Below are 23,592 nucleotides of genomic sequence, written 5' to 3'. Positions count from 1 at the left end.
ACCTCATTCATTGCCTGATGCTTGCTAGTGGTTATCTTCAGATGGCGAAGGTTTGAGGTTATTCTTTTGCCGTGTAACGTTCTGTTTATTGATTAAGCTCGGTCTGCGCTTCATGGCCCACCACGGAACCCGGATCAAGGTATCCTTCTGATCGGAAGGAATGAAGGGAGCGACTGGAACCAGATAAGGAATCCCGAAGGAGCGAAGCCCGCTCAAATGAATGAGCACGGCGATCATGCCGGCAATGATTCCGAACAAGCCTAGAGTGGCGGCCAGGATCATAAAGCCGAACCGCAGCAGCCGCGCCGAGTTCGAAATGCTGATCGATGGGGCAACGAAGCTGGCGATGGCCGTAAAAGAAACGATAATGACCATCGCAGCCGACACCAGGCCGGCCTGAACCGCAGCTTGACCGAGAACGAGCGCTCCGACAATCGAAATCGCCGAGCCGATCGCTCTCGGCATACGAACGCCGGCCTCCCGCAGAACTTCAAACGTAATTTCCATCGCGAACGCTTCGACCAATGCCGGAAAGGGAACGCCTTCCCGTTGTGCGGCCAGACTGATCAGAAGCAAGGTTGGGAGCATCTGCTGATGAAACGTCGTGATCGCAATATAGAGAGAAGGCAATAGCATGGAAATCACGAACGAAACCATCCGCAGCAAGCGTAGAAAAGTGGCGATGTCGTGCTTCTGGTAGTAGTCCTCGCTGGATTGAAACAGCTTGAAGATCGTGATGGGCGCAATGAGCACAAATGGGGTCCCATCGACCAGAATCGCCACTTTTCCTTCCAATAACGCGCCGGCCACCGCATCGGGACGCTCCGTATTCGTTATGGTCGGAAAAGGCGTGAATGTCCGGTCCTGGATAAATTCTTCGATATATCCGCTCTCCAAAATGCTGTCCGTATCAATTCGGTCCAACCGTTGGAGGATCTCATTCACGATCTTTTCATCGGCAATGCCATGCAGATACATAACCGAAACATCGGTTTGTGTCTGACGTCCGATCTTTCGGTTGATGATCCACAGGTCAGGGCTTTTGATCTTCCGGCGGATCAAGGCGGTATTCGTTCGGATATTTTCCGTAAACCCTTCTTTAGGTCCGCGAATAACGGTTTGGGACTGGGGTTCTTCCACACTGCGCTGTTCGCCGCCGAAAGAACTCGCCAGGACGCCTTTTGCGGCGCCGTTCACGAGAATTGCCGTATTCCCCGCTAATACCGCATTTAGCAGCTGATCCATGCTGTTTAGCTCGCTGACTGTTCCGTTGGATAGAAACCGGTTCTGGATCAGGCTGACAATTTGAGACGGGGCAGGGGAAGGGGGGATTTCCATAGAACTGACCTGCGTCAAGGAATCCATGATGGAATGGTTGATGATCTGATCATTCACCAATCCCTCAATAAAGATGACGGCCGCGCAGATTTCACATCCCACTACCTGGTCGAGTCTCCGTATAATGATATCCGTGCTGCCGCCCGTGCGCTCCCGGATGATGCGTAAATTGATGTCCAATTGTTCGGACAAGGCAGTACCGTCCGTCACCGCTTGTTGCAACATTGGCTCTTCTCTGATCTTGGATCGGGCGGCTGAACGGCTGCGCTTCTTGAAAAAGAACATCTCTATAACCACCTTAACCAGTTATCGTATGCCATAAGGGTTACCTATTTCCTGGAATCGTAACCGCGCATGCAGGGAGCTCTTAGAGTACAGTTGCGCCTAAAGCACAGGAAGATCCGAATTCAGAGCTCAGCCGGTATACGCTTTGGTCGGAAAACCCTTACTCTGCTTTCATTCCGACTCTGCGAACTTTTGATGTCACATGGATTTCGAACGTAGATTCCTTATAGAGCTTTTGCCACCGGTCGGCCGTCCGAACGTTCCGATTCCAATACGTCGGCTTTGTTGCCCGTACGAGTTCGCCGAATCCGAAGATGTCCGATTCCTTCTCCTGGGTCTTTCGCAGAAGCCCGAGGACCAGCTCTTTGACAGAACGCTCATTTTCTTTGCCGATTTCCTCGAGGATTCGCGACGAATTGATCGGGATTACCTCTTCATTTTTCTCTTCGACATTGACCTCCGTCATCGCCGTGATCGTAAAATGGGGAACGCCGTCCTTAATTTTAACGGTCGTTGTTGCTTCCCGGTTGGTCGCATGAATGGTAACGATTTGCGAGTCATCGCCTAAATGGATGATTCCCCGGTAACCCGCCGGGCTGATTCCTTTGATGACCAAATATCCGGCAATTTCAAACGGCTTCGTCGTGCCGACCATCCTGGCCCCCTTAAAGAAAGCGATCCCGCTGATTTGAACATTCTCGCCTTCCATGATTTGAATGTAAGGGAGGAATCCTTCTTGACCCTTCTTCGAGGAATTGCTCCAGAACGTTCCAATGTAATTGGTCGGGAATTTCCCATGCCTAACAGCATCGTCTAACGTGGATGCCAAGTACAGCGTCGGAACGCGCTCCAATTTCGGAGCAGCTTCCATCAGCGCCTTTGCTTTTCCTTTCGACACCATCATCCATGCCATTCGGCGTACTTCCGCATTGCGATGAAGATAATCGTTTATATTTTGGATACCTTTCCTCGCAATTTCCTCGGAGATGACGATGACACGGAGGTGGCCGAAAAACAATTTTCCCGATATCTGCTGCTGTAAGTTCATCATGGCATCATCGATCGTATGACCGACGACACTGAGCACCCACACGGTCTGTTTTCCACCACCGTCGCTGCTGCCGCCGCTCTCGCCAGGCCCGAGGGGGATGCGCCCCGGCAGAGCGATCTGCACGGACAACTGAATCATGCTCTGTTTCGGAGCGGGATATTTCCCCATGAGGTGGGATACCTCGTCTTCCTTCTTCGCCGCATCCGGCCCGGCGGTGTCTATGGATATGCCAAGGACGACGGCACGCTCCTCAAGCTCCATGCGATCCCAACAGCCTGTCAGCAGCGACGCTAGGAGGAGAAGGGTCATGATGATGCTCAGCTTGTAATCTACGGATGCATGTTCTCTCATAGAAATCTTCCTTCCCCGGGATTGATCCATATCGTCACGCTCATAAAATGATTTTTAACGTCATAGCCCCCAAAAAAATGACGATGCCTGACACGATGTTGATCCAGCCTAGGACGCGCGATACTTTCTTCTCCTTGTCCATCTTCGATTGATCATATTTGCGGGTATCGACAACAAGATTAAATAACCCGGTCAAGATCCAAATCGCAATGGCGACATACAGATAACCGCTGTAGATTTCACCGATCATCGGGAAGCACCTCTTTTTTTGCGCAGCTTCGAGATCGTCAGCAGCACGCCTGGGTACACAATGGTTATCAGCAGTCCGAACTTGGATATGACGGCATTCCATTCATTTAATTGAAGCAAGCTCTGGGGAAGCATCGCCAGCACGAACAAGATCGGTAGTATGAAAAAAGACAGCATCCCTTGATCAGCCAGCTTCAACATCTTGCTAATCGAATAGATGGTAAAGTAATAACAAGAGAACAAGGAGGTAAATACGGCCGTAACCCATACGGCAAGAAATACTGCATCCAAGCGCTCCAGCACATTGGCGGGCAGTGAGGTCGCCTTGGCCAGCTCGAGTGTCGGCCAGAGCAGTGTCTTCGTTTCTTCCGCACCGAACACGCCGACGGTTGCGATAACGATCAATGTATACAGCAAGCCCGTCACCAGCATTGCCCAAAAGCTTGCCCGCATCGCCTTCTCGGGTCTGCACATGGCGGGGATGACCATCATCATAATAAAGTAACCCTGAAACATCGTGGAGAGCGTAATGATCCCCATTGGGATCCCGCTCGGGTCGTTCCCCCAGACCGGAAGCACGTTGATGATGTTGGCGCTCTTTAAGGAAAGGGCGACAATCAGCAATGCGGGTACGAGAATAAATGGGCTGTAAAATAAGTGGATGTAGGCAAAAGACATGATGTTCTTGCGTGAGGAGAGGGCTGCCAGAAGCAGCATCACGAGTACGGTCACTTCCAGCGGCGTATTCTTGAGCACGGCTGTGACGACAACCTCACCGAATTCTCTTGCCACCAGCGAGCACAATACGCCAAAGAAGACGATGAATACAAGGTTTCCAATCGTGCCGAGCCACCTGCCCATGATGACTTCACTATATTGGATGTACGAATCATTGGGGAATCGCATGCCCAGGCGGGTCATGAAAAATAAACCGACAAAGGCGAGCGCCATCCCCAAAAATGTGACAAGTGGGGCTCCGGCGTCCGCTGCGCGTGCCGCCCCAAGAGGGAGTGCTAGGACGCCGACCCCCACGATCGTGCTGATCGTGATTGCCGATGCCTGCAATACGGTTACTTGGCGCTGATTATTCATCGTTTAACGCCCCTTTTCTCCGTTAGGATGGGTGGAACTCATGATGTTATTTGAAGCATGATCGACTTGGTCAATCATGTTGTCGCCCAATCTTGTGATGTCCTGCGTGTGGAGGAAGGAAGGCCTGTTCTTCATTTTCCACAGTGGTCCTCGCGTCAGCAAATCGCGCATGCCCTGAACGTTGCCCGGAACGAAAGGGCTCAAGTAAGGAACGCCAAACGATTTGAGCGACAGCAGGTGATTCGTAATGAGAATAAGCCCGACCATAACGCCATAGAGACCGAACACGCCGGCCAAAATGATTAATGGGAACCGCAGAATCCGGAGTGCGAGCGCTGCATTGTATGCGGGTGTAGCGAATGACCCGATGGTTGTCAGAGCAATGATGACGACGGTGATCGGGCTTGAGAAGCCTGCAGCAACCGCAGCCTGTCCAATGACGAGCACCCCAACGATCGATAAGGCACCGCCAACCTGCTGTGGCAGACGAATCGTCGCTTCACGCAAAACCTCCATGGAAATTTCGATGACCAACACTTCAATGACCGCTGGAAAAGGTACACCTGCTCGTCCGCCCGCTACCGCAACGGCAAATTCGGTAGGGATCAATTCCGGATTGAATGAAATGATCGCTACATATAGCGAAGGGAAGACTAATGAGAAGATAAGGGCAACGAGCCTGGACATCCGGATCGCGCTCATCAAGACATACCGTTCGGTATAGTCTTCGACGGTCTGGTAGAACTGGCTAAAGACGGTCGGTACGATGAGAGCCATCGGTGATCCATCCACCATAATAGCTACTCTTCCTTCGAGCAGATTGGCTACGACTTTATCCGGCCGCTCCGTATATTGAATCTGGGGAAACGGCGACCAGTGGTTGTCTTCAATAAATTGCTCCAAGTAGCCGGCATCGAGCACGGCATCAATATCGATGGTGGATAGGCGTTTATTTACTTCTTGAACAATGCCCGGATTGGTGATGCCCTCCATGTAACAGACGGCAACCTTGGATTTGGTCTTCGTTCCGATCTGCATGGATTTCACCCGGAAATCCGGCGTCTGCAGACGGTATCGAAGAAGGGAGATATTCGTTCCCAAGGATTCAATGAAGCCTTCCCGGGCCCCTCGAATGACTTGTTCCGTGGCTGGCTGTTCGATCGATCTCTGGGAAATCTTACGGGTTTCGATGACGATTGCCTCGTTCAGCCCATCGATGACGACGACGGATTGCCCGCGCAGCAGACTGTCAATTAGTATTGAAATATTTCGTTCGGCGAATCCTTCGCTATGATAAAGCGTATCCTCTAATAATGTATCCCTCAGCGCATGAAGCGGGATGCTCTCCACATCGATATGGGGGGGACCGTACTTGAGCGGCTTCAATATTGTATTATTGATCACGACATGGTCCGTAATATCGGTGAAATAAAACAGGACCGCACCATGCTGTCCGAATATCTGGAAGGAATGGACGATAAAATCGTCGCTGCCCCCGAGGAGATCCTTGATGCTTGACGTCGTTTCCTCTAGACTTTCGGAGATGTTCCGACCCTCTACCTGCTTTGTCACCGGTTTGTCAGCGGATTTACCCTTTCTTGACCGGTTGGACCCCTGCCATTTGGAAAAAGACATGGATGTTCACACCTTTCCCGATTTAACGGTGCTCATAGCAATTGAATATTTTGACTCAGTATTTCCACTGTTTGTAATTTTTATCAATTGTGGTAGTGAACCCATCGAGAGCGGGTTGAATCACTTAACCTTAGATGACACATATGGGATTCTTGTATATAACGATGCCCAAGACGCTCCTCATCGGTAGAGATGAGCGGAGGAGCTGCGGCAGACATGTCGAATGTTTATATGGAAGGGGAGGCTGCACCCGATCACGGAATAATAAAAAATGAAACATACAAATTACCGTACTCAACATGGAGACGGTCATGGAGGTTACGATTATGAAGACACTGGATTCATTAACGTCATATCAAGTATTGCAGCATCGAAGACTGAAGGATATCCAGTCGGATGGAGCCTTGCTTGAGCACAAGCGCAGCGGGGCCAGAATCATTCTGCTCTCGAATGACGATGAGAATAAAGTATTTACGATCGGATTTCGGACGCCGCCGGTTGACAATACGGGGCTAACGCATATTTTGGAGCATGCCGTTCTTTGCGGGTCACGCAAGTTTCCTGCCAAGGATTCTTTTGTAGAACTGGCTAAGGGCTCCTTGAACACCTTTCTGAATGCGATGACCTTCGCGGATAAAACGATTTATCCGGTAGCGAGCCGAAATGATCAAGACTTCCAGAACCTGATGGATGTTTACATGGATGCGGTTCTTCATCCCAATATTCACCATCAAGAAGAAATATTTCTTCAGGAGGGCTGGAATTACAATCTGGAAGCGGTGGATGCGGAGCTTAAATATAACGGTGTCGTGTACAACGAAATGAAGGGCGCCTTTTCCGCGCCTGAACGGGTCGTATACCGGTCCGTGTTGAACACGCTGTTTCCGGATACGATCTACTCCTATGAATCCGGCGGACATCCGGACGATATTCCTAACCTGCAATACCAGGAGCTGCTGGCGTATCACTCGAAATATTACCATCCTTCCAACAGCTACATTTATTTATATGGAAACATGGATATGGAGGGAAAGCTAAAGTGGCTTGACGAGGCGTATCTTGCTCATTATGACCGTGCTGACGCAGCTTCGGACATCGCGCTTCAAGCTCCGTTTCATCAACGGGCAGAAGCCGTGAGGACGTACCCGATCGGAAGCGGAGAATCGGAGGAGAATCGCTCTTATTTGACGTATAATGCGGTGATTGGAACGAGCCTGGATCCTGAGCTGACGATCGCTTTTCAAATATTGCATTATGCGCTGCTGGGATCGCAAGGCGCCCCGCTTCGACAATCCATCCTGGACCAAGGGATTGCGAAGGAAGTGTATGGAACCTATCAGAGCCGAGTCTATCAGCCGTTCTTCAGCATCGTTGCGAAGGGGAGCAATCAGAGGGATCGGGATCAATTCGTCGATACGATTACGAATGTATTGAATGACCTGGTAAGCAATGGTATCGACAGGGATTCACTGCTTGCCGGCATCAGCCTATACGAATTTCAATACCGCGAAGCCGATTTCGGCCGTTACCCGAAGGGCTTAAGTTATGCGCTGCAAGCGCTCGGGAGCTGGCTTTATGATGATAACGCTCCATTTGTACATTTGGAAAATCATCATATCTTTAACCGGCTCAGAGAAAACATGGATAAACGGTATTTCGAGGGGCTGATTGAGCGGTATTTGATCCGAAATACGCATGCATCCATTGTCTCTGTCGTTCCGGAAAGCGGGCTGAGCATCAAAAAAGAGCAGAAGCTCAGAGCTCGTCTTCAAACTTACCGGGATCAGTTGAACCCGGATGAGCTGCAGCAGCTCGTCGATCGCACCAAGGCTCTTAAGGCATACCAGAATGAACCTTCGACGAAGGAGCAGTCGGCAACGATCCCCTTGCTTTCGCGGGAGGATTTGGATCCGAAATCGCCAAAGCTCGGCCTGGAGCTTGATCGATTGGACGATACCACGATCTTATATCACCCACTGTTCACAAACGGAATCGGTTATTTGCGGTTATGCTTTGATCTGTCGAACGTTCCACAGGAATTACTTGCCTATGCCGGCGTATTGGAGGGGGTAATCGGATCCGTCGACACAGAGCGCTTCAGCTACCATCAACTGGCCAATCGGATTAATATTCATACAGGCGGGATCCACACGAGCATCGACGCATACGGCAGTACAAAGCAGGTTAATGGCTATAAAGCCGTATTTGAATTTCAAGCGAAGGTGCTGTACAGTCAGCTGAGCTCCGCGTTCGAATTGATCCAGGAAATGATCCTGTCCTCGAAATTCGACGATACCAAACGGCTGTATGAGTTGATCGCACAGCTCAAATCCAGCGAACAGCGGAAGCTGATTTCATCGGGTCATTTGGCGGCAAGGGAGCGGGCGTTGTCCTATCATTCCGCCGTGTACAGTTTCCGCGATAGGGTGGGCGGGATTTCGCACTACCGGCTGCTGGAGCATTTGGAGAGCCATTTTGACGAGGAGAAGGAGGGGCTTATTCATCGGTTGAAGGAGCTGGCCGGCTGTATCTTCAGACCTGAAAATCTGCTGGTAAGCTATACGGCAGAGCAAGAAGGCATAGCAAGGGTAAAGCCCCTGGCGGCTGCGTTTAAAGGGAAGCTGTTTCATCACCCGGTGCAGCGGGATACGGTGATTTTCACGCCGGAGTTTCGCAATGAAGGCTTCAAGACATCGTCCGAGGTCCAATATGCAGCCCAGACAGGCAACTTTATCGATAAGGGATATCAATATTCCGGATCTTTGCGCGTACTGAAAATGATTCTATCCTATGATTATTTATGGAACCAGATCCGGGTAAAGGGCGGAGCTTATGGCTGCATGACCGGATTCCAGCGGGACGGTAACAGCTATATGGTATCCTACCGGGATCCGAACCTTGCTCGAACATATGAGGTTTATGCGCAAATCCCCGATTATTTACGCAGCTTTAAGGCGAGTGACCAGGAGATGACACGTTATATCATCGGTGCGATCCGGGAACTAGAGCCTGCGAACAGCCCGGCAGCTGCTTCTGCGAACGCGCTGGCCTCGTATCTTTCCGAGTTTGATGATGATGATTTGCAGAGAGAAAGGGACGAGGTGCTGAATACAACGGCGGAAGACGTTGCGGGTCTTGCTCCGCTTGTTGAATCGGTTCTCGAACTGGGGAGTAAGTGCACGGTTGGGAATGAAGACAGCGTAGAAGCCCAGAGGCAGCTTTTCCACCAAGTTCTTCCTTTGTTTGAGAAGTAATTAGGGGGGCAATGCTTTGCGGGTCTAAACGCTCTACACCTTATCACATGCCGTCGATCAACCACAGGTTGAGATGTCTATCGATCATATATATCGATCAAAAGTCGCCAAAAATCGGCGGCTTTTGTGATTTTATGTGATAAGTTCTTGTCCCTAGCATGAAATCGTTTATAATTATCAGATAGTAGTAGATATTTTAATCTATAAATATTTATAATAGACTAGAATGATATGGTGATCATTACATCGGAACTGGTTCTTTGTTGAGGTGACGTTTTGCTTAGATTTTATAAGCGGCGGCGCCTACTCTTTTTTTGCAAATATAGTGGATAAGGAAGGATATCATGAGCAGCATTCAGAAAAAAACAGACGTCATCTTAATTGGTGCCGGAATCATGAGCGCGACATTGGGAGCATTACTGAAAGAGCTGGCGCCGGAGTGGGAAATCAGCGTATTTGAGAAACTGGCAAGTCCAGGGGAAGAGAGCTCCAACGAATGGAATAATGCAGGCACGGGACATGCTGCGTTGTGCGAGCTTAACTATACATCCGAAAAACCTGATGGATCTATAGATATCAGCAAAGCGATTAAAATTAATGAGCAGTTTCAGCTTTCACGTCAGTTCTGGTCTTATCTGGTTAGCAGCAATCTGATCCGCAATCCGCAGGACTTTATTATGCCTATTCCTCATATGAGTTTGGTGCAAGGGGAGAGCAATGTTAGCTTTTTAAAGAAACGTTTTGAAGCGCTGTCAAACAATCCATTGTTTCAAGGAATGGAATACTCCGAAGATCCGAAGAAACTGAAGGAATGGATTCCGCTGATCATGGAAGGACGGACTTCCAGCGAACCGATGGCGGCCACCAAAATTGATTCCGGAACGGACGTTAACTTTGGCGCTTTAACGCGCATGCTGTTCGACCATTTGAAGAGTCACAACGTTGAGGTTCACTACAAGCATATGGTGAAGGATATTAAACGAACCAGCGACGGTTCTTGGAAACTTAAAGTTCGTAATATCGACACCGGTTCAGTAGAGGAGCATACGGCGAAATTTGTCTTCATCGGCGGAGGCGGAGGCAGTCTGCCTTTACTGCAGAAGACGGGCATTCCCGAATCCAAGCATATCGGCGGTTTCCCGGTAAGCGGCCTATTCATGGTATGCAACAATCCGGAGGTTGTCGCGCAGCATCATGCCAAGGTATATGGGAAAGCCAAGGTTGGCGCTCCTCCAATGTCGGTTCCGCATCTGGATACAAGATACATCGACAATAAGAAAACCCTGCTGTTTGGACCTTTTGCCGGCTTCTCGCCGAAGTTCCTGAAGACGGGCTCCAATCTTGACCTGATCCGTTCCGTTAAACCGAACAATCTGCTCACAATGCTGGCAGCCGGCGTTAAAGAGATGGCGCTGACGAAATACCTGATCCAGCAAGTGCTGCTATCCAATGAAAAACGAATGGAGGAGTTGCGGGAGTTCATCCCGAACGCCAAGAGCGAGGATTGGGAAATTGTCGTAGCAGGTCAGCGGGTACAGGTTATCAAGGATACGGACGCCGGCAAAGGCACGCTCCAATTCGGTACGGAAGTCATTAGCGCTTCTGACGGCTCGATCGCTGCATTGCTCGGCGCTTCGCCAGGTGCTTCCACGGCCGTTCACGTTATGCTGGAAGTGCTGCAGAAGTGCTTCCCTCAGCATATGAAGGAGTGGGAGCCGAAGATTAAAGAAATGATTCCTTCTTACGGTGTATCCCTCGTGGATCAGCCTGAGCTGCTGCAAGAAATTCATCACTCCACTGCGAAGACGCTTGGTCTAAGCGAAAAAGAACTCGTCCATAGTTAATTCTTTAATTATATTGATGAGATCGATCTCTCAATTTTCATTGATGATCGGTTCACAGAAGAACCTTAATCCGTCTTTGGATTGAGGTTCTTTTTTTGTATTGTGCTTGATGAGATGACTAGATGTGAGCAAAATCCGAACAATAGGCGGATGGGTTTGATCGTTGGCTGGACTTCAAGGTAGTATATTCCTGAAGGCTTGAGGAGCGATGAGAGGAGCAAGATGATTTTGGTACAGGTACAAGAACACGGATTGGGTCTGGAACGGCTTAAGCTTGAGGCCGCCCATTTTATACAAGCATGTTACACTGAATTACATAAACCGGAAGCTGAATTGAATCAACGCCTGGCTGAAGTACAAACGCAAATCATGGAGTCGGGTACATACGAGCATACCTATGAGGAGTTAACCCATGGCTGCCGCATGGCTTGGAGAAACAGCAATCGCTGCATTGGCCGCTTGTTTTGGGAAGGACTTACCGTGTTTGATGCCCGTCATGTCACTACCGATGAGGAGATGGCGGATGCTTTGTTCAAGCATATAGCATACGCTACGAATGGCGGCCAAATCCGTCCTGCAATAACCGTTTTTAGACCGGCAGATCCTCTGAAGCATAAATCCGATGCGCGAATATGGAATCGTCAGCTTATACGATATGCTGGCTATGAGACGGATGATGGGATGGTTGGGGACCCGGATTCGCTTGCGTTGACATCGTTATGTCATTCGCTCGGCTGGGAGGGAAAGAAAACGCCATTCGATGTGTTGCCGCTGGTGATAAGCGCACAAGGAAAGGAACCCCGTTGGTTTGATATCCCCAAGGAGCTTGTGCTCGAGGTGCCGATTGAACACCCGGAATACCCGCAGTTGCAGGAGCTCGGCATTCGGTGGTACGGAGTGCCGATTGTGTCCGACATGCGGCTTGAAATTGGTGGTATTTCTTATACGGCGGCTCCTTTCAACGGTTGGTACATGGGAACGGAGATTGGCGCTCGCAACTTGGCGGATGAGCAGAGGTATAACCTGCTGCCGGCACTATCCGAGATCATGGGGCTGCCTGCAACGCATGAATCTACGCTATGGCGCGATCGTGCGCTTGTTGAATTGAATGTGGCTGTTTTGTACTCTTATAAGAAGAATGGGGTTACGATTGTAGATCATCATACAGCTGCCAAGCAATTTAAACGCTTCGAGTCAAATGAGGATAAGAGAGGCTGTCCGGTAACAGGGGACTGGACGTGGCTTATTCCGCCGCTGTCGCCCGCCACGACACATATCTTTCATCGTTCATATGACAATCGGATCGTGACGCCTAATTTTTTCTATAGAGATTCGGATTCAAGCTCGAATGAAACAATGCTTTAGTAAATATGGCGTGATAAACTCTAGATTAAGGGACAGTTGCATAGCGTACCGGCAATCGGCAGCGTTTAAACGTTTATAAGTAAGGATTGTTATAAATTTCACATAATGAGTCGATAAATTAAGTAGGGGGAAATCATGACAGAGGCTTACATATCGCCAAGCAGCACATGCACGGAGAAGTGTCGCACCCTGGTGTGTTTTTTTGCCGGTATCCTGACATATCGGAATAACTTTGAAGACGCAGCCAATGAGATTGCGAAAAGATTTCGTCATGCTAAAATTGTGATGATTTTCCCCTATGGTTTGGCCAACGGCAAGCAAGGTTCGGCTTTAATCCGTCTGTTGACCCGTCAATTGAGTCAAGCAGGCTATGACTTGGTTCGTGATCAATCGCGCCGAGTTAAGGAAGCATCACACATCATACGGGCGCATGCAGCCGATGTGGAACGGTTGATTCTGATCGGTCACAGCGCCGGCGGCGTGATCGCATACCGGACTGGGCTTGAGTTGCAAGAACACTACGGAGATCAGCAGATTCGAGTGTTTGCTGTGGGCTGCCCGAAATTTTATTTGAAGAACATTCCATATAATGAGAACTTTACATATATAACAGGCCAAAATCGAGACAGAATCACGCAAATCGGCAGCTGGCGCAAACCAGGATCCAGAATATATAACGGTAAGCCTGGACGCGAAATTCAAATGGACTTTAATCCGGATCATCAAGGCTGGCGGTTTCACGCATCATATTTCTTAAAGTCGTCTTGGGCCGACGCTAATGAAACGTTCCGAACGAACTCCGAGGAACTGATTGCCAAGATTTATGAATTATGTCCGGATGGTTGAGTAAGAAAGAGGTATGAAAGTAAGAATGAACATGGATGAGTCATGGCTGATGGATTGACTGTGAAATGACTAAAAAACGCTCAGGGCGTTTTTAAACTGACATCTGTTTCACAAAACTCGTATTTTGTACATATGTCACTTCAAGAAGCAATCGGTACAAGTTCTTGTCCTCGGCTCGTGTCTAATGACGGCTTGTTCAAATGGGTGATAGCAAAAACAAATTAGATTTTCAAGAAATGGCATTTGATGACTATGCCATTATGATACCCGCAGGAAAATGGCACAATGTAATCAATACTGGCAATACACCACTAAAAATTTACGTTATTAAAATTATAGGACAAGAACATGTATATTTTTCAAAGCCACCTATAATGTAGCCGAGTTTATGTCATAATCCTACAATGTGGCCACTTTAGTGCATTTTATAATGACACAATTATGGCTACAAAAATAATAAAAAGCCTGATAAATCAAGCTTTCTTATCTAATAAATAGACTCTTTTGTGTCATTAGACAGCTCGGGACAAGAACTTGTACCGATAAAACAAAAAAAGCCGCTAAATCAGCGACTTTCCAAGAAATATGCTCTTGTTCCTCGACAAATAAGATCATAAAGCAACAGCTTCATCTTTATCGCAAGCTAAGTTTTTCGTTAGTGCAAGCTTTTCGGTCTGTACTCTTCGTGTGAATGCGGTTCACTTCACGCTGGAAATCGACCAACAGTATGACGAATTCTTAAAAAAAGCTTAGTTTATCAACAAAGTCAAAAACGATGGCTGCTACAAAAATCGCAGTAACGAGAATGGTGGTCAACGAGAATATCAGTGTGCCCCGTCGCAGAGCAGAAAGCGCAACGCCTCTCGTTTGAACATAATGAGCTGCTGATAATTCTGACAAGATCCCCATGATGAAAAACCATGGTTGATATACAAACAAATCCCAAAAAGCATCGACACGCATATCCACATCTCCGCTAAAGGCTTGCGGCATTTTCAAGGTGATGTGGCCTGCCAAAAAGAGGACTCTTGTTATGATTCCAGCAGCCCCATGGGCGATTAGAAAGACAGAGCAGATGAGCGTCGGAAATAACAGAAATCCTCGGTAAATGCTGGCACCGCCGATCCATGGAACCCATGAAGGAACATCCCTCACCCATGGTTTAACCAGTCCCAACAGGATAAATCCGCACAACATGATTATTACGCCCACGACGTAGCTTGCTTTATAAATGCCTCCGGTGGGATCAACAATCGGAGCCGAAAGGCCGATGGTGCCTCCCGCTGCTTGATAGAATCGGACGAAAACCGCATACAGGAGAGCTCAGATGCAACCAACATAAGCCACCCATTGTGACTTTTTTGTAAAGTGGGCGTACATGTTCCAGCCGTTAGCGAACGATGAATCACCATTACGTTTCATTACTTAGCACCTCTCATTGGCTGTAATTGATTCGCGCAAGAGAATTCGTTGCTGGTAAGATTGCACAAATGGTTCGCGCGTATAGCCACTTCCAAGGTTTAATCCCGGCGAATCGATTTCTCCATGACATATTCGAACTTATCAGCGGGTGAAAGTAGTTGCGAGCCAGCCCCTTCTTCGGAAAAAATCGTAAAACCTTCTCGTCGTTTTGAAGCACAATGTCAATGCTTGATTTGCCATTTCACATTCGCAATAGCAGCCATGCCTGAGGCAAGCCAAGCCAAAAACCCGAAGCCGGCATTACGATGGCGCCGAACAAACAGATAACCAGCAGCATCCAGCCGAAAATTGCGGGAGGAGCGATTCCCTTCTTTTTAATCAGCCAATCTATCATATAGCCAAGCAACATTAGCAGGAAGCCGAACATCATGTACCAGAACGCGGTGCGATCCCATTGATCATTAGCCACTGTACTCCACAAGCCTTCGGTAACGATGGGCTGTAATTGACTCGCGTAAGCAAATAAACCGTAAATAACATGAAGTAATCCGGTCAACATCAGCATCATTCCGACAAGGCGCTTTACCCAACTTATCATGGTGTCCTCCCTTCCCCTGCTCCTTCACTTTCGGCAGCACAGATCAAGATCGATCGTGACATTTCTAAGTGATCAAATTGCACATTGACGAGGAGATCGGTAACACATTTCACTGAAGACTGCTTGCGCTAGTATTCGCAGCTTTCGGGATGGGATTTGTTAACTCGGATCAACTACTTGAGCTGGTGACACCAAATGCGATCAAGACTAGTGCAACTGCATACAGCAACCATGCCGGATGTCGACCGCGTGTTCCCCAAAAGTTCAATAAAGTGCCATACAGATAGGAGCTGCCTACGAGCAAACCGGTCACGAGCCTGATATCCCGCTCGAACCAGATGGAAGCGATCAAAGCGATGCCACCGAGGATCCAGTTGAACGTGCTGAACTGTATGAGCCCCGGTATGATACGTTTGATAATTTTATCGTTGGCGAATTGGGAATCCGGCTTCACCAACGGCCTAACGATGCCACGTTGGATCAGAATTCCATGAACCAAAGCCACTCCAATTCCGATGATCCCCGCTATTACTAATGCTATGTCCTGCCAATTCATTTCAATTCTCCTCCCTAGGAAACAATAATAATGTATCCGATATACCTTGTTCTACAGGAAGTTCAACGTTGTTGATGAACTTGAGGTCGGTTCAAACGAGTTTGGACTGTGGAGCAATCGCGCGGGCTCAGTCTTATTAGTATGAATTCGTAGTATTTATGAATAAGAAAGAATCAAGTTGAAAGACTTCCCCCTTCAAACTTTTTACCGGACGGTTGTTGCGATAACGGGCATTGAGCTTATCGGAGCGCCACCCCGACCGACACCCCCCCTTTTTTTTTAATACGAAATCGTAGTAAGTTCTCTTCACAATTTAATACGTTTTCGTAGCAATGTCAAGACACAAAAGCCGTGATTGTTTTGCGAATGTATTTTTCACATGTTTCATGAAATGCACATTTTAATTTCTAGATTGAATATTATTTCACAATTGGATAAAATCTTGTGTGGGAAATAGACTTTGGTAATTATAAGGCGGTGTCGATATGTCCACTCAACAGAAGCAAAGGCCGATTACTTGGGGGATTGTCTGGTCTTTACTGTTTGCCTTGATGAGTTTTTATTGGGCAAGTGGCGGCATGCTGGGGGTCAACACGCTCGGACCGGAGATATCGCGGCAAGCCGTTTTGCGCGACGGTGGCTTCATTTTTATCGTGTGGCTAACGGCGGTGGCTAAGGTTGCAGGGGCACTTGTCTTACTCGCATTGAAGATCAACTGGAACAAGGCGCTTATTGGAGGAGCGTTTCGAATCGCTGCCATGTCCGGCGGTGTGCTTCTTTTTCTCTATGGGCTTTTTAACCTTGTAGCAGTACTGCTCATGATGGTTCGAGTTCTGAATTTACCAGCAATCGACTCATACTCGGCGTGGTGGCGCCTCTTCTTCTGGGAGCCGTTCTGGATGATCGGCGGGTTGCTTTATTTCGTTGCCGGCCGGTCGGCGAGAGCGGGGGAACGCCGCCAGCCGGAACTGTAATTCTCTATTTCGGGCAAATTAACGATTTCCTAAGTTACGCTAATTGCTCCTGCTATGCTGTGGTACTCCCGAAATCGGCTAACCGAAATATGGATATCGCGAGCAAAGTCTATCCTAGTTAATAGTTATTGAATTGCTGTAATGATCCAATCTGCGCGCTTGGGTATTCTCAAGACTTACGATTGTTCAGCCCTTCCCGAATAAAAACTTCCGGTAATATGGCCTCTGCTGACTTCTCACAGCAAGCTTTACTCCGTCTTTCGGATTTTTTTCCCATCTCCACGTCTGTGAGACCTCCCCGGGTAAGAGCGATAACCTTCCCATCATCCATCTGCCACAACTACATGATGGGATTCGGGCAGTAATGGACTTTGCTTTGGATTGCAAGCTCGTCCGTCCCGTCATGCCTTTTATGTGATTTCTGTTCGTCAGACCGGGGGTTTGCCTCTGGCTTCCTTCAGATTCCGTCTCCCGGCCCTTGGCTAACAGTTCCTACTGACGCCCTTTCTTTTTTTGCTCAAGGGCTTCTAAACCGCCTGTCTCCATCTTTCTCTGCCAGGAATACAACATGGAGAAGTCCGGAAGCCTAAACAAAGCAGCGGTATCCATGAGAAAAGCGTCTGATTGAGCCAAATGATTGAGTACGTTCAACTGGCTAAAGCCGCTAATCAAAAAAGCCCGCTATTTATGCGGACTTTTAAGCGTACATGTTCTTGTTCCTCGACAAGTGGAGGTCAAGCTTTCGGCTTAATTGTAATGCCCAACTTCTTAAAAAATGGTTGCAACTGCTGTTCCACTTGCTCTATATTCGTTTGATCTTCCTTTGATAGCCGTTCAATATGAACACTACCATCCGGATCAAGTGTTTTGGCCTCATAAGCCTTTAATTCATTTACTAATTTTTGAAACTCATCAAACTCTTCTTTGCTTAATATTTGCCCTGCTTGATCTAGCACTTCATTCCAGAAAGTAGTGCTATCTAAAAGTTTAACTTCTCTCTTCGTTGATTGAACTTCATTTAATTTACGAAAGAGTGGCTCTAGCTCTGTTGTTAACCTTCTATAGTTTTTTTGCTCTCCTACGCTTAATTTCTCAAAATTAAAATCCCCATTTGCATCGGCAACTTTCAAATTAAGGGTGCCCAATTCTTTTAGTAAGGACTTCCATTTTGTAAACTCCTCTTCACTTAGGTTTTGCTTAGCGGTCTGCAGCTTTGCCTCCAGCTCATCATATTGTTTTTGAGTTACTCCGATATTTTCCCGTGAACCATAGATGGAATCAGCTATGTAGCTATAACCGGCAAAAGCACCTGTTGGGATTAACAATGTAGCGGCCAAAATACATACAACGACCCATTTTTTCATTTGCCTTCCTCCCTGAATGTGTTCGACTTTGTTTAATATTTTTTCCTTGAGCTCCGTTGGTGCGTTCCATTCTTTGATCTCTTCCTTAAAAGCAGTTTTCAATCTTTCATCGAGACTCATTAAGCTCCTCCACCTTTCCCATAGCGAGAATGCTATTTTTCTTTTTTTTGCGCATCTTTTGTAGAGCAGCATTAATCCGCGATTTTACCGTACCAAGAGGGATTTCTAATATGGCTGCAATCTCTTCTTGCGTGTAATCATTCATATAATGCAGAATAACTACTAGCTTCAGCTTATAAGGAAGTCGATTTACGCATGCAAGTAGCGATTGATTCGATACTTTGTTGACCACCTCACTTGAGAAATCGTAGACCACGGCTTGGTCAGTCCGTTCAGCTTTTTTGATGATCCGCACATGTGTCCAACTCTTTCTGCGGTAAGCCTGAACTTGCCGCATGACCACTCCCATTAACCAAGGCCGAAACGGCCTGCTTACGTCAAACTTTTTAAGAGACCGGTATACTTGAATATAAATCTCCTGAACGACATCCTCTGCATCTGACGGTTCCCGAATAAGGAAATAAACAGTATTGTACACGTCCTTAATGGTTGCTTCATATAACTCACCAAACGCATCACGGCTCCCGGCCAGCGTAAGCGAGATAAGCCTTGCATATTCAGATAGATGATTCATCTTCCACCTCCCCCTTCGGTCTTACAGTATCTATTGGTGATTTTTATTGATATCGTTCGAATTATTTCAAAATATAGGACAAATATTCAGCTGTGACCGGAAAATGATTAATTTCTGCATATCGGCATATCCGCTGGCGTTATTGTTAAACCAAGATGCCTTATAAGAAAATCTGCCCGAAGTTAAGGATAAAATTTCTTATCACAGGCTTGGGACAAAAGCTTATATTCATAAATCAAAAGGCCCGCTATTTATGCGGACTTTTATGCGTATATGTTCGTTGCCATAAATAAGCGGGCCCTCTCTTTCTCTACAAGGGGATCGCTTTTTGTGAATCATCAGCTGAGCAAAGTTCAACTAACGTATCCCGTTAGTTCAATCATTGAATGCTATTCAGATACCTTCCAATGGGTATCTTGATTTGATCGTACACATTTTCTTGCTCATTCATCCAAACTACCCTGCCCTTTCGTAATATGAGATCAACCAATATCCATTGCAAGCATAGCTTTCGTTGAATGCCCAGACAACATCTGTCCATGTTCAAGCAACGTCAATCTATGGCTGAACACGCATTTTTCGTATAAGTTCATTGTAGCTACTTTGAAATAAGAATTGTGTTCACTCTGTTCATAACTTTTGAAAACAGGATTAGGAAGGAAGCGAGATGATGTGCAACCATTCGTTAATGGGATTAGCCCCTGCGCTGGGCTGGAATTCATGGAATACCTTCACATGGGATATCAATGAGCAATTAATCCGGGACGTCGCTGACGTCTTTGTGTCGGAGGGTTATCTGGCAGCAGGTTATGAATACATCGTCATCGATGATTGTTGGAGCCTGAAGGAACGGGATGCTGATGGCAATTTGGTAGCAGATCCCGAGAAATTCCCGAGTGGAATGAAGGCGCTTGCAGATTATATCCACGATAAAGGCCTGAAGTTCGGCATGTACTCCTGTGTCGGTACACATACTTGTGCAGGTTATCCAGGCAGCTTTGAGCATGAATTTCAGGATGCAGCGCTGTTTGCCGAGTGGGGCGTGGATTATTTAAAATATGACTACTGTTTCAAGCCGCGTCATGTCTCTGGCGAACTGTTATACAAACGCATGAGCCCTGCGCTCAAAAACTGCGGACGGGATATCCTGTTCTCTGCCTGCAACTGGGGAGAGGACAATGTATATGACTGGATTCGTGAATCAGGGGCTCATATGTATCGCTCCACCGGTGACATTCGCGACAACTGGGAATCGGTCAAGGAACTGGCTCTTTCTCAGCTCGGCAAACAAAGCTACACCGGCTCCTTCTGCCATAATGACATGGACATGCTCATCGTTGGCATGTACGGTGGAAGCAACAACGACTTTATCGGAACGATTGGCGGCTGTAACGACATTGAATACAAAACCCACTTCTCGCTCTGGTCCATGATGGGTTCACCGCTCATGATTGGATGTGACGTACGCAAAGCCAATCAGATTACCAAGGATATTTTGTTGAATCCGGACCTGCTTGCCATCAACCAGGACGCGGAGGCTCGCGGAGCTTATCGCATCAAACCCGAGCCGCAGTGGTTCCACACAGACGATGTATTCATGCTGGTGAAGGTGCTGACAGACGGAGATCTCGCCATCGGCTTCTTTAACCTGAGCGACAGTCAGCGCGAGCTATCTCTTCAATTCTGGGATATGGGGCTGCCTTACGCCGCCGGTTATGCCCTATCACTATACGATTGCTGGGAGCACAAGGAGCTGGGGATATTCCGCGAGCGTTATGCACCAGTTGTTGGGCCCCATGATTGTCTCGTCGTCCGGGCCAAATTGGTGAAGTAATGGCTCAAAGCCGCCTGTGCACCTCCTGTTCCGTTCCCCTCTCCTCGGACGATGTCGGCATCTATATCAAACTGATCTCGCGCGCTGCCCAGCAATTTCTCTGCATTGATTGTCTCGGTGTGAAGCTGAACTGTGGACGGGAGCCGATCGAGAAGCTGATTCGTTATTTCCGAGAATCGGGTAACTGCGCCCTCTTTCGTTAACGTAAATATTGTTAATCATTATCCCGTGCAGTTAATTTGTCTTTGTGGCATTTGCTATGGTTACTTTGTGCCATGCTCTATTATCGCTAGGTGTCTTTCTGATGCAGCATCATGTACGCTGAGGGCGTATGTGATGTTGCTTTTTTGAATACTTTGGAAAAATAAAGCGGGTCATTATAACCAACTGAATAGGCTACGGATTGAATGGTTAAGTCGGATGTTTTCAGCAGCTCGCAGGCGCGACAAATGCGGCATGACATGATGTACGCCGATACCGATTCACCTGTGGCTTCTTTAAAACGTCGAAACAGGTAACTACGCTCCAGATTCACCGCCTGCACAATCTCGGAAACAGTTAAGGACGGCTTCCAGTAATTTTGCTCAATATATCTTTTCGCCAGCCATACGTAATCTTTGGGTTTCTCTTGTCGTTCGCTTGGAAAATACTCCATGTAATAGGATAGCAACAGGTGCAAACGTGCATCTGCCCGCAGCACTTCACTTGCCGATGCACCCGCATTCCAGGCCAGATGAAACCACGGCTCCAGCGTCTCTGGCGCAGCTGATAGAACAGGTTGTGATATCGAAAGTTGTGTCAATTCCAATATCTGCGTGGCATCCTGCCCGCTGAACTCAACCCACACGTACTCCCACGGATCGTTAGGGTTTGGGTAGTAATAGATTTCCTTTTGCGGAAAAATCATAAAACTCTCCCCAGCGCTCAGTCGAAAACGTCGGCCTCCTGTCTCCAGTGTTCCTTGCCCCCGAATAATATAATGCAGTGCATAAACGTCACGTACCCCCGGTCCCCATTGATGGGTGTTACACGGCTTATGTCCGCCGCTGATAAAGTAAACTTGACTGGCATTTCTCCTGTCCTTCCATAATGAGCCCAACCTGATCCTCTCCTTTGTTCATATGCAGTCATTATTAAATATTACTATCATATTTTATTTCTTTTCCCTACTGGAAACACAGCTTCAAGTTGCTTATGATGGAAGTAGAGCGTTTTTTGCCCAGCATGAATGTAAGCGCATCCACTCTTCTTGAATCGACATACGTAATGGATATTCAATCTAGAGAGGAGAATGTTGTGTTGCTTAGAACGGTTACAGTAGAAAATGGTCAAATTCAAGGACTGCCTGCCGCAGATCCGCGTATAACCAGCTTTAAAGGTATCCCGTTCGCAGCCCCTCCGGTAGGTGAGAATCGGTGGCGTGCTCCGCAGCCTGCGCCTGACTGGGATGGGGTGCTGCAAGCTTTTGATTTTGCGCCGATCTCCATGCAAGCGCCAACGGTCATCGACGATAATAACATTTACACCCGGGAATGGGCTGTTGATCCGGACCTGCCGATGAATGAGGATTGTCTGTATCTGAACGTCTGGACACCCGCTAAAAGGACCGATGAGAAGCTGCCTGTGTTTGTCTGGTATTTTGGCGGAGGACTTCAAGTGGGTCACACCGCCGAAATGGAGTTTGACGGTGAACGTATTGCCCGCAGAGGTATTGTTGTGGTTACCGTCAACTACAGGCTTAATGTGTTTGGCTTCCTGTGTCATCCCGATATCAGTGCCGAATCCCCGGAAGCTCCGGCCAACTTCGGACATCTGGATCAACAGGCAGGCACGCAGTGGGTGAAACGCAACATTGCCGCCTTTGGCGGGGATCCAGATCAGATCACGATTGGCGGACAGTCTGCAGGAGGCGGCAGTGTACTCAGTCAGATGACCTCCCCGCAAAATAAAGGGTTGTTTCACCGAGCTGTCATTATGAGCGGCATGGCCACCGAGCTGTACCCGAAGGTACGTGTACCAGCGGTTCGCGGTACACTTCGTGATGCCGAGCAAGACGGTGTTGCATTTTTCCGCTTCCTGGGAGTATCCTCGCTGGCTGAAGCAAGGCAGCTGGATGCCGAATATCTGCGTGACAAAGCATTGGAATATAAGGGTTTCTGGGGAACCGTTATCGATGAACAGTTCTGTGCAGGCGATCCATTCACCCGCTTCATTCAGCATCAACGCGAACCCGTTCCCGTAATGCTCGGGCACACGTCTTCCGAATTCTGGACCCGGCCTGCGGTAAGCAGCCTGGATGAACTGAAACAGATGGCTACCGAACTTTTCGGTGAGAATGCCCCTGCCTTTTTGCAGCATTGCGAAGCCGACACCGGTGACTTGGAACATGCCCTGCAGATGGCTTCAGTCCGCATGATCGAACATGCCATCCAGCTGGCGATTCGATCGAACAGCGGGCACCCGTCCGAGACACCGCTCTATTATTATAACTTTGACGCGGAGATTCCAGGCTGGGATCAGCCAGGCACCTTCCATTCTGTCGATCTATGGTTTTTCTTCGAAACACTCGCCAAATGCTGGCGGCCATTTACAGGTAAGCATTATGATCTGGCGCGCCAGATGTGTCACTATCTGTCTCATTTCATCGCGACAGGTGACCCGAATGGTCCGGATTCCAACGGCAAACCTCTGCCCTATTGGATTCCGGCCAGCACTCACCAGCCCTATCGCATGGAATTTGGTGAACAGGCCGGGTTACAGCGTGCAGAGCCTGGGCCCGTGCTTGAATTGGTAATTGAGCAGTATTTCAAAAAGCAGAATGAGCCTGTTGTGTAAGGGTT

19 protein-coding genes and 1 pseudogene are annotated in these 23,592 nt (G+C 48.0%); 8 read left to right on the top strand and 12 right to left on the bottom strand.

The genetic code is table 11. The annotated features are described in order from the left end of the window. Nucleotides 1–24: 24 nt before the first annotated feature. From NST44_RS21315 to NST44_RS21295, 5 genes are all read right to left on the bottom strand, one after another. A complete protein-coding gene (locus NST44_RS21315) occupies nucleotides 25–1,623 on the bottom strand; it encodes a spore germination protein (RefSeq protein ID WP_373872028.1) in 1,599 nt (532 codons plus the stop codon). Between the two features lie 160 nt (nucleotides 1,624–1,783). Further along, complete coding sequence (locus NST44_RS21310) at nucleotides 1,784–3,025, bottom strand: Ger(x)C family spore germination protein (protein ID WP_213614105.1); 1,242 nt, start codon at nucleotides 3,023–3,025, stop codon at nucleotides 1,784–1,786. Nucleotides 3,026–3,065: 40 nt separating this feature from the next. Further along, complete coding sequence (locus tag NST44_RS21305; protein ID WP_007131406.1) at nucleotides 3,066–3,275, bottom strand: CLC_0170 family protein; 210 nt, start codon at nucleotides 3,273–3,275, stop codon at nucleotides 3,066–3,068. Beyond that, on the bottom strand, nucleotides 3,272–4,366 hold the full coding sequence (locus NST44_RS21300) for a GerAB/ArcD/ProY family transporter (protein ID WP_340900545.1): 1,095 nt from the start codon (nucleotides 4,364–4,366) through the stop codon (nucleotides 3,272–3,274). Before NST44_RS21300 ends, NST44_RS21305 begins: the two co-directional genes overlap by 4 nt. 3 nt (nucleotides 4,367–4,369) lie before the next feature. Then, nucleotides 4,370–6,001 (bottom strand): spore germination protein, encoded by a 1,632-nt coding sequence (locus NST44_RS21295; protein ID WP_210095497.1) that lies wholly within the window; start codon nucleotides 5,999–6,001, stop codon nucleotides 4,370–4,372. Nucleotides 6,002–6,327: 326 nt separating this feature from the next. Here NST44_RS21295 and NST44_RS21290 point away from each other — a divergent pair, with 326 nt between their 5' ends. The 5 genes and pseudogenes from NST44_RS21290 to NST44_RS21270 form a co-directional block, all read left to right on the top strand. Next, nucleotides 6,328–9,255, top strand: a complete 2,928-nt coding sequence (locus NST44_RS21290) for an insulinase family protein (RefSeq protein WP_210095498.1) — start codon at nucleotides 6,328–6,330, stop codon at nucleotides 9,253–9,255. Between the two features lie 344 nt (nucleotides 9,256–9,599). Continuing rightward, entirely contained in the window at nucleotides 9,600–11,099 is a 1,500-nt protein-coding gene (locus NST44_RS21285) for a malate:quinone oxidoreductase (RefSeq protein WP_028404302.1), read from the top strand. Nucleotides 11,100–11,321: 222 nt separating this feature from the next. Then, nucleotides 11,322–12,464 (top strand): nitric oxide synthase oxygenase, encoded by a 1,143-nt coding sequence (locus tag NST44_RS21280; RefSeq protein WP_051425038.1) that lies wholly within the window; start codon nucleotides 11,322–11,324, stop codon nucleotides 12,462–12,464. A gap of 135 nt (nucleotides 12,465–12,599) precedes the next feature. Then, nucleotides 12,600–13,310, top strand: a complete 711-nt coding sequence (locus tag NST44_RS21275; RefSeq protein WP_028404304.1) for a lipase family protein — start codon at nucleotides 12,600–12,602, stop codon at nucleotides 13,308–13,310. Between the two features lie 191 nt (nucleotides 13,311–13,501). Continuing rightward, a pseudogene (locus NST44_RS21270) lies at nucleotides 13,502–13,690 on the top strand (hypothetical protein); the annotation flags it as partial. Between the two features lie 358 nt (nucleotides 13,691–14,048). Here NST44_RS21270 and NST44_RS21265 read toward each other — a convergent pair. The 3 genes from NST44_RS21265 to NST44_RS21255 form a co-directional block, all read right to left on the bottom strand. Continuing rightward, nucleotides 14,049–14,507 (bottom strand): hypothetical protein, encoded by a 459-nt coding sequence (locus NST44_RS21265; RefSeq protein ID WP_244869112.1) that lies wholly within the window; start codon nucleotides 14,505–14,507, stop codon nucleotides 14,049–14,051. Between the two features lie 466 nt (nucleotides 14,508–14,973). Continuing rightward, on the bottom strand, nucleotides 14,974–15,330 hold the full coding sequence (locus NST44_RS21260) for a DUF6463 family protein (RefSeq protein ID WP_007131413.1): 357 nt from the start codon (nucleotides 15,328–15,330) through the stop codon (nucleotides 14,974–14,976). A 169-nt stretch (nucleotides 15,331–15,499) separates the two neighbouring features. Continuing rightward, nucleotides 15,500–15,886, bottom strand: coding sequence for a hypothetical protein (locus NST44_RS21255; RefSeq protein ID WP_210095505.1), 387 nt, complete (start codon nucleotides 15,884–15,886; stop codon nucleotides 15,500–15,502). Between the two features lie 485 nt (nucleotides 15,887–16,371). Here NST44_RS21255 and NST44_RS21250 point away from each other — a divergent pair, with 485 nt between their 5' ends. Beyond that, nucleotides 16,372–16,860: a DUF3995 domain-containing protein gene (locus NST44_RS21250; RefSeq protein ID WP_007131415.1), complete on the top strand. Its 489-nt coding sequence runs from the start codon at nucleotides 16,372–16,374 to the stop codon at nucleotides 16,858–16,860. A 492-nt stretch (nucleotides 16,861–17,352) separates the two neighbouring features. On the opposite strand, the gene NST44_RS31110 is transcribed toward NST44_RS21250, so the two are convergent. The 3 genes from NST44_RS31110 to NST44_RS21240 form a co-directional block, all read right to left on the bottom strand. Further along, entirely contained in the window at nucleotides 17,353–17,511 is a 159-nt protein-coding gene (locus NST44_RS31110) for a helix-turn-helix domain-containing protein (RefSeq protein ID WP_138919346.1), read from the bottom strand. 83 nt (nucleotides 17,512–17,594) lie between these two features. After that, nucleotides 17,595–18,344 (bottom strand): DUF3600 domain-containing protein, encoded by a 750-nt coding sequence (locus NST44_RS21245; protein ID WP_007131416.1) that lies wholly within the window; start codon nucleotides 18,342–18,344, stop codon nucleotides 17,595–17,597. Further along, complete coding sequence (locus NST44_RS21240; RefSeq protein WP_007131417.1) at nucleotides 18,331–18,918, bottom strand: sigma-70 family RNA polymerase sigma factor; 588 nt, start codon at nucleotides 18,916–18,918, stop codon at nucleotides 18,331–18,333. The genes NST44_RS21245 and NST44_RS21240 overlap by 14 nt, the downstream gene beginning before the upstream one ends. 667 nt (nucleotides 18,919–19,585) lie before the next feature. On the opposite strand from NST44_RS21240, the gene NST44_RS21235 reads away from it, so the two are divergent. Next, a complete protein-coding gene (locus tag NST44_RS21235; RefSeq protein WP_244869113.1) occupies nucleotides 19,586–20,752 on the top strand; it encodes a glycoside hydrolase family 27 protein in 1,167 nt (388 codons plus the stop codon). 289 nt (nucleotides 20,753–21,041) lie between these two features. Here NST44_RS21235 and NST44_RS21230 read toward each other — a convergent pair whose 3' ends face one another. Next, the gene (locus NST44_RS21230; RefSeq protein WP_213614107.1) at nucleotides 21,042–21,851 is read right to left on the bottom strand and encodes an AraC family transcriptional regulator; all 810 of its coding nucleotides are present in this window, start codon (nucleotides 21,849–21,851) and stop codon (nucleotides 21,042–21,044) included. 200 nt (nucleotides 21,852–22,051) lie between these two features. Here NST44_RS21230 and NST44_RS21225 point away from each other — a divergent pair, with 200 nt between their 5' ends. Continuing rightward, nucleotides 22,052–23,587, top strand: coding sequence for a carboxylesterase/lipase family protein (locus NST44_RS21225; RefSeq protein WP_210095506.1), 1,536 nt, complete (start codon nucleotides 22,052–22,054; stop codon nucleotides 23,585–23,587). Nucleotides 23,588–23,592 lie beyond the last annotated feature (5 nt).

This window comes from Paenibacillus sp. FSL W8-0919 (assembly GCF_038003785.1).
Classification (GTDB): Bacteria; Bacillota; Bacilli; order Paenibacillales; family Paenibacillaceae; genus Paenibacillus_AQ; species Paenibacillus_AQ lactis.
Note: the sequence above shows the minus strand (reverse complement) of the source record. Positions and strands in the feature narration are given on the sequence as shown.

Bases quoted from the DNA above. Each gene is read 5' to 3' on its own strand.
- NST44_RS21315 (WP_373872028.1), bottom strand. From the start codon at position 1,623: ATGTTCTTTTTCAAGAAGCGCAGCCGTTCAGCCGCCCGATCCAAGATC.
- NST44_RS21295 (WP_210095497.1), bottom strand. From the start codon at position 6,001: ATGTCTTTTTCCAAATGGCAGGGGTCCAACCGGTCAAGAAAGGGTAAA.
- NST44_RS21290 (WP_210095498.1), top strand. From the start codon at position 6,328: ATGAAGACACTGGATTCATTAACGTCATATCAAGTATTGCAGCATCGA.
- NST44_RS21260 (WP_007131413.1), bottom strand. From the start codon at position 15,330: ATGATAAGTTGGGTAAAGCGCCTTGTCGGAATGATGCTGATGTTGACC.
- NST44_RS21240 (WP_007131417.1), bottom strand. From the start codon at position 18,918: ATGAATCATCTATCTGAATATGCAAGGCTTATCTCGCTTACGCTGGCC.
- NST44_RS21250 (WP_007131415.1), top strand. From the start codon at position 16,372: ATGTCCACTCAACAGAAGCAAAGGCCGATTACTTGGGGGATTGTCTGG.
- NST44_RS21275 (WP_028404304.1), top strand. From the start codon at position 12,600: ATGACAGAGGCTTACATATCGCCAAGCAGCACATGCACGGAGAAGTGT.
- NST44_RS21280 (WP_051425038.1), top strand. From the start codon at position 11,322: ATGATTTTGGTACAGGTACAAGAACACGGATTGGGTCTGGAACGGCTT.
- NST44_RS21255 (WP_210095505.1), bottom strand. From the start codon at position 15,886: ATGAATTGGCAGGACATAGCATTAGTAATAGCGGGGATCATCGGAATT.
- NST44_RS21265 (WP_244869112.1), bottom strand. From the start codon at position 14,507: ATGTTGTGCGGATTTATCCTGTTGGGACTGGTTAAACCATGGGTGAGG.
- NST44_RS21300 (WP_340900545.1), bottom strand. From the start codon at position 4,366: ATGAATAATCAGCGCCAAGTAACCGTATTGCAGGCATCGGCAATCACG.
- NST44_RS21245 (WP_007131416.1), bottom strand. From the start codon at position 18,344: ATGAGTCTCGATGAAAGATTGAAAACTGCTTTTAAGGAAGAGATCAAA.
- NST44_RS21235 (WP_244869113.1), top strand. From the start codon at position 19,586: ATGATGTGCAACCATTCGTTAATGGGATTAGCCCCTGCGCTGGGCTGG.
- NST44_RS21285 (WP_028404302.1), top strand. From the start codon at position 9,600: ATGAGCAGCATTCAGAAAAAAACAGACGTCATCTTAATTGGTGCCGGA.
- NST44_RS21305 (WP_007131406.1), bottom strand. From the start codon at position 3,275: ATGATCGGTGAAATCTACAGCGGTTATCTGTATGTCGCCATTGCGATT.
- NST44_RS21310 (WP_213614105.1), bottom strand. From the start codon at position 3,025: ATGAGAGAACATGCATCCGTAGATTACAAGCTGAGCATCATCATGACC.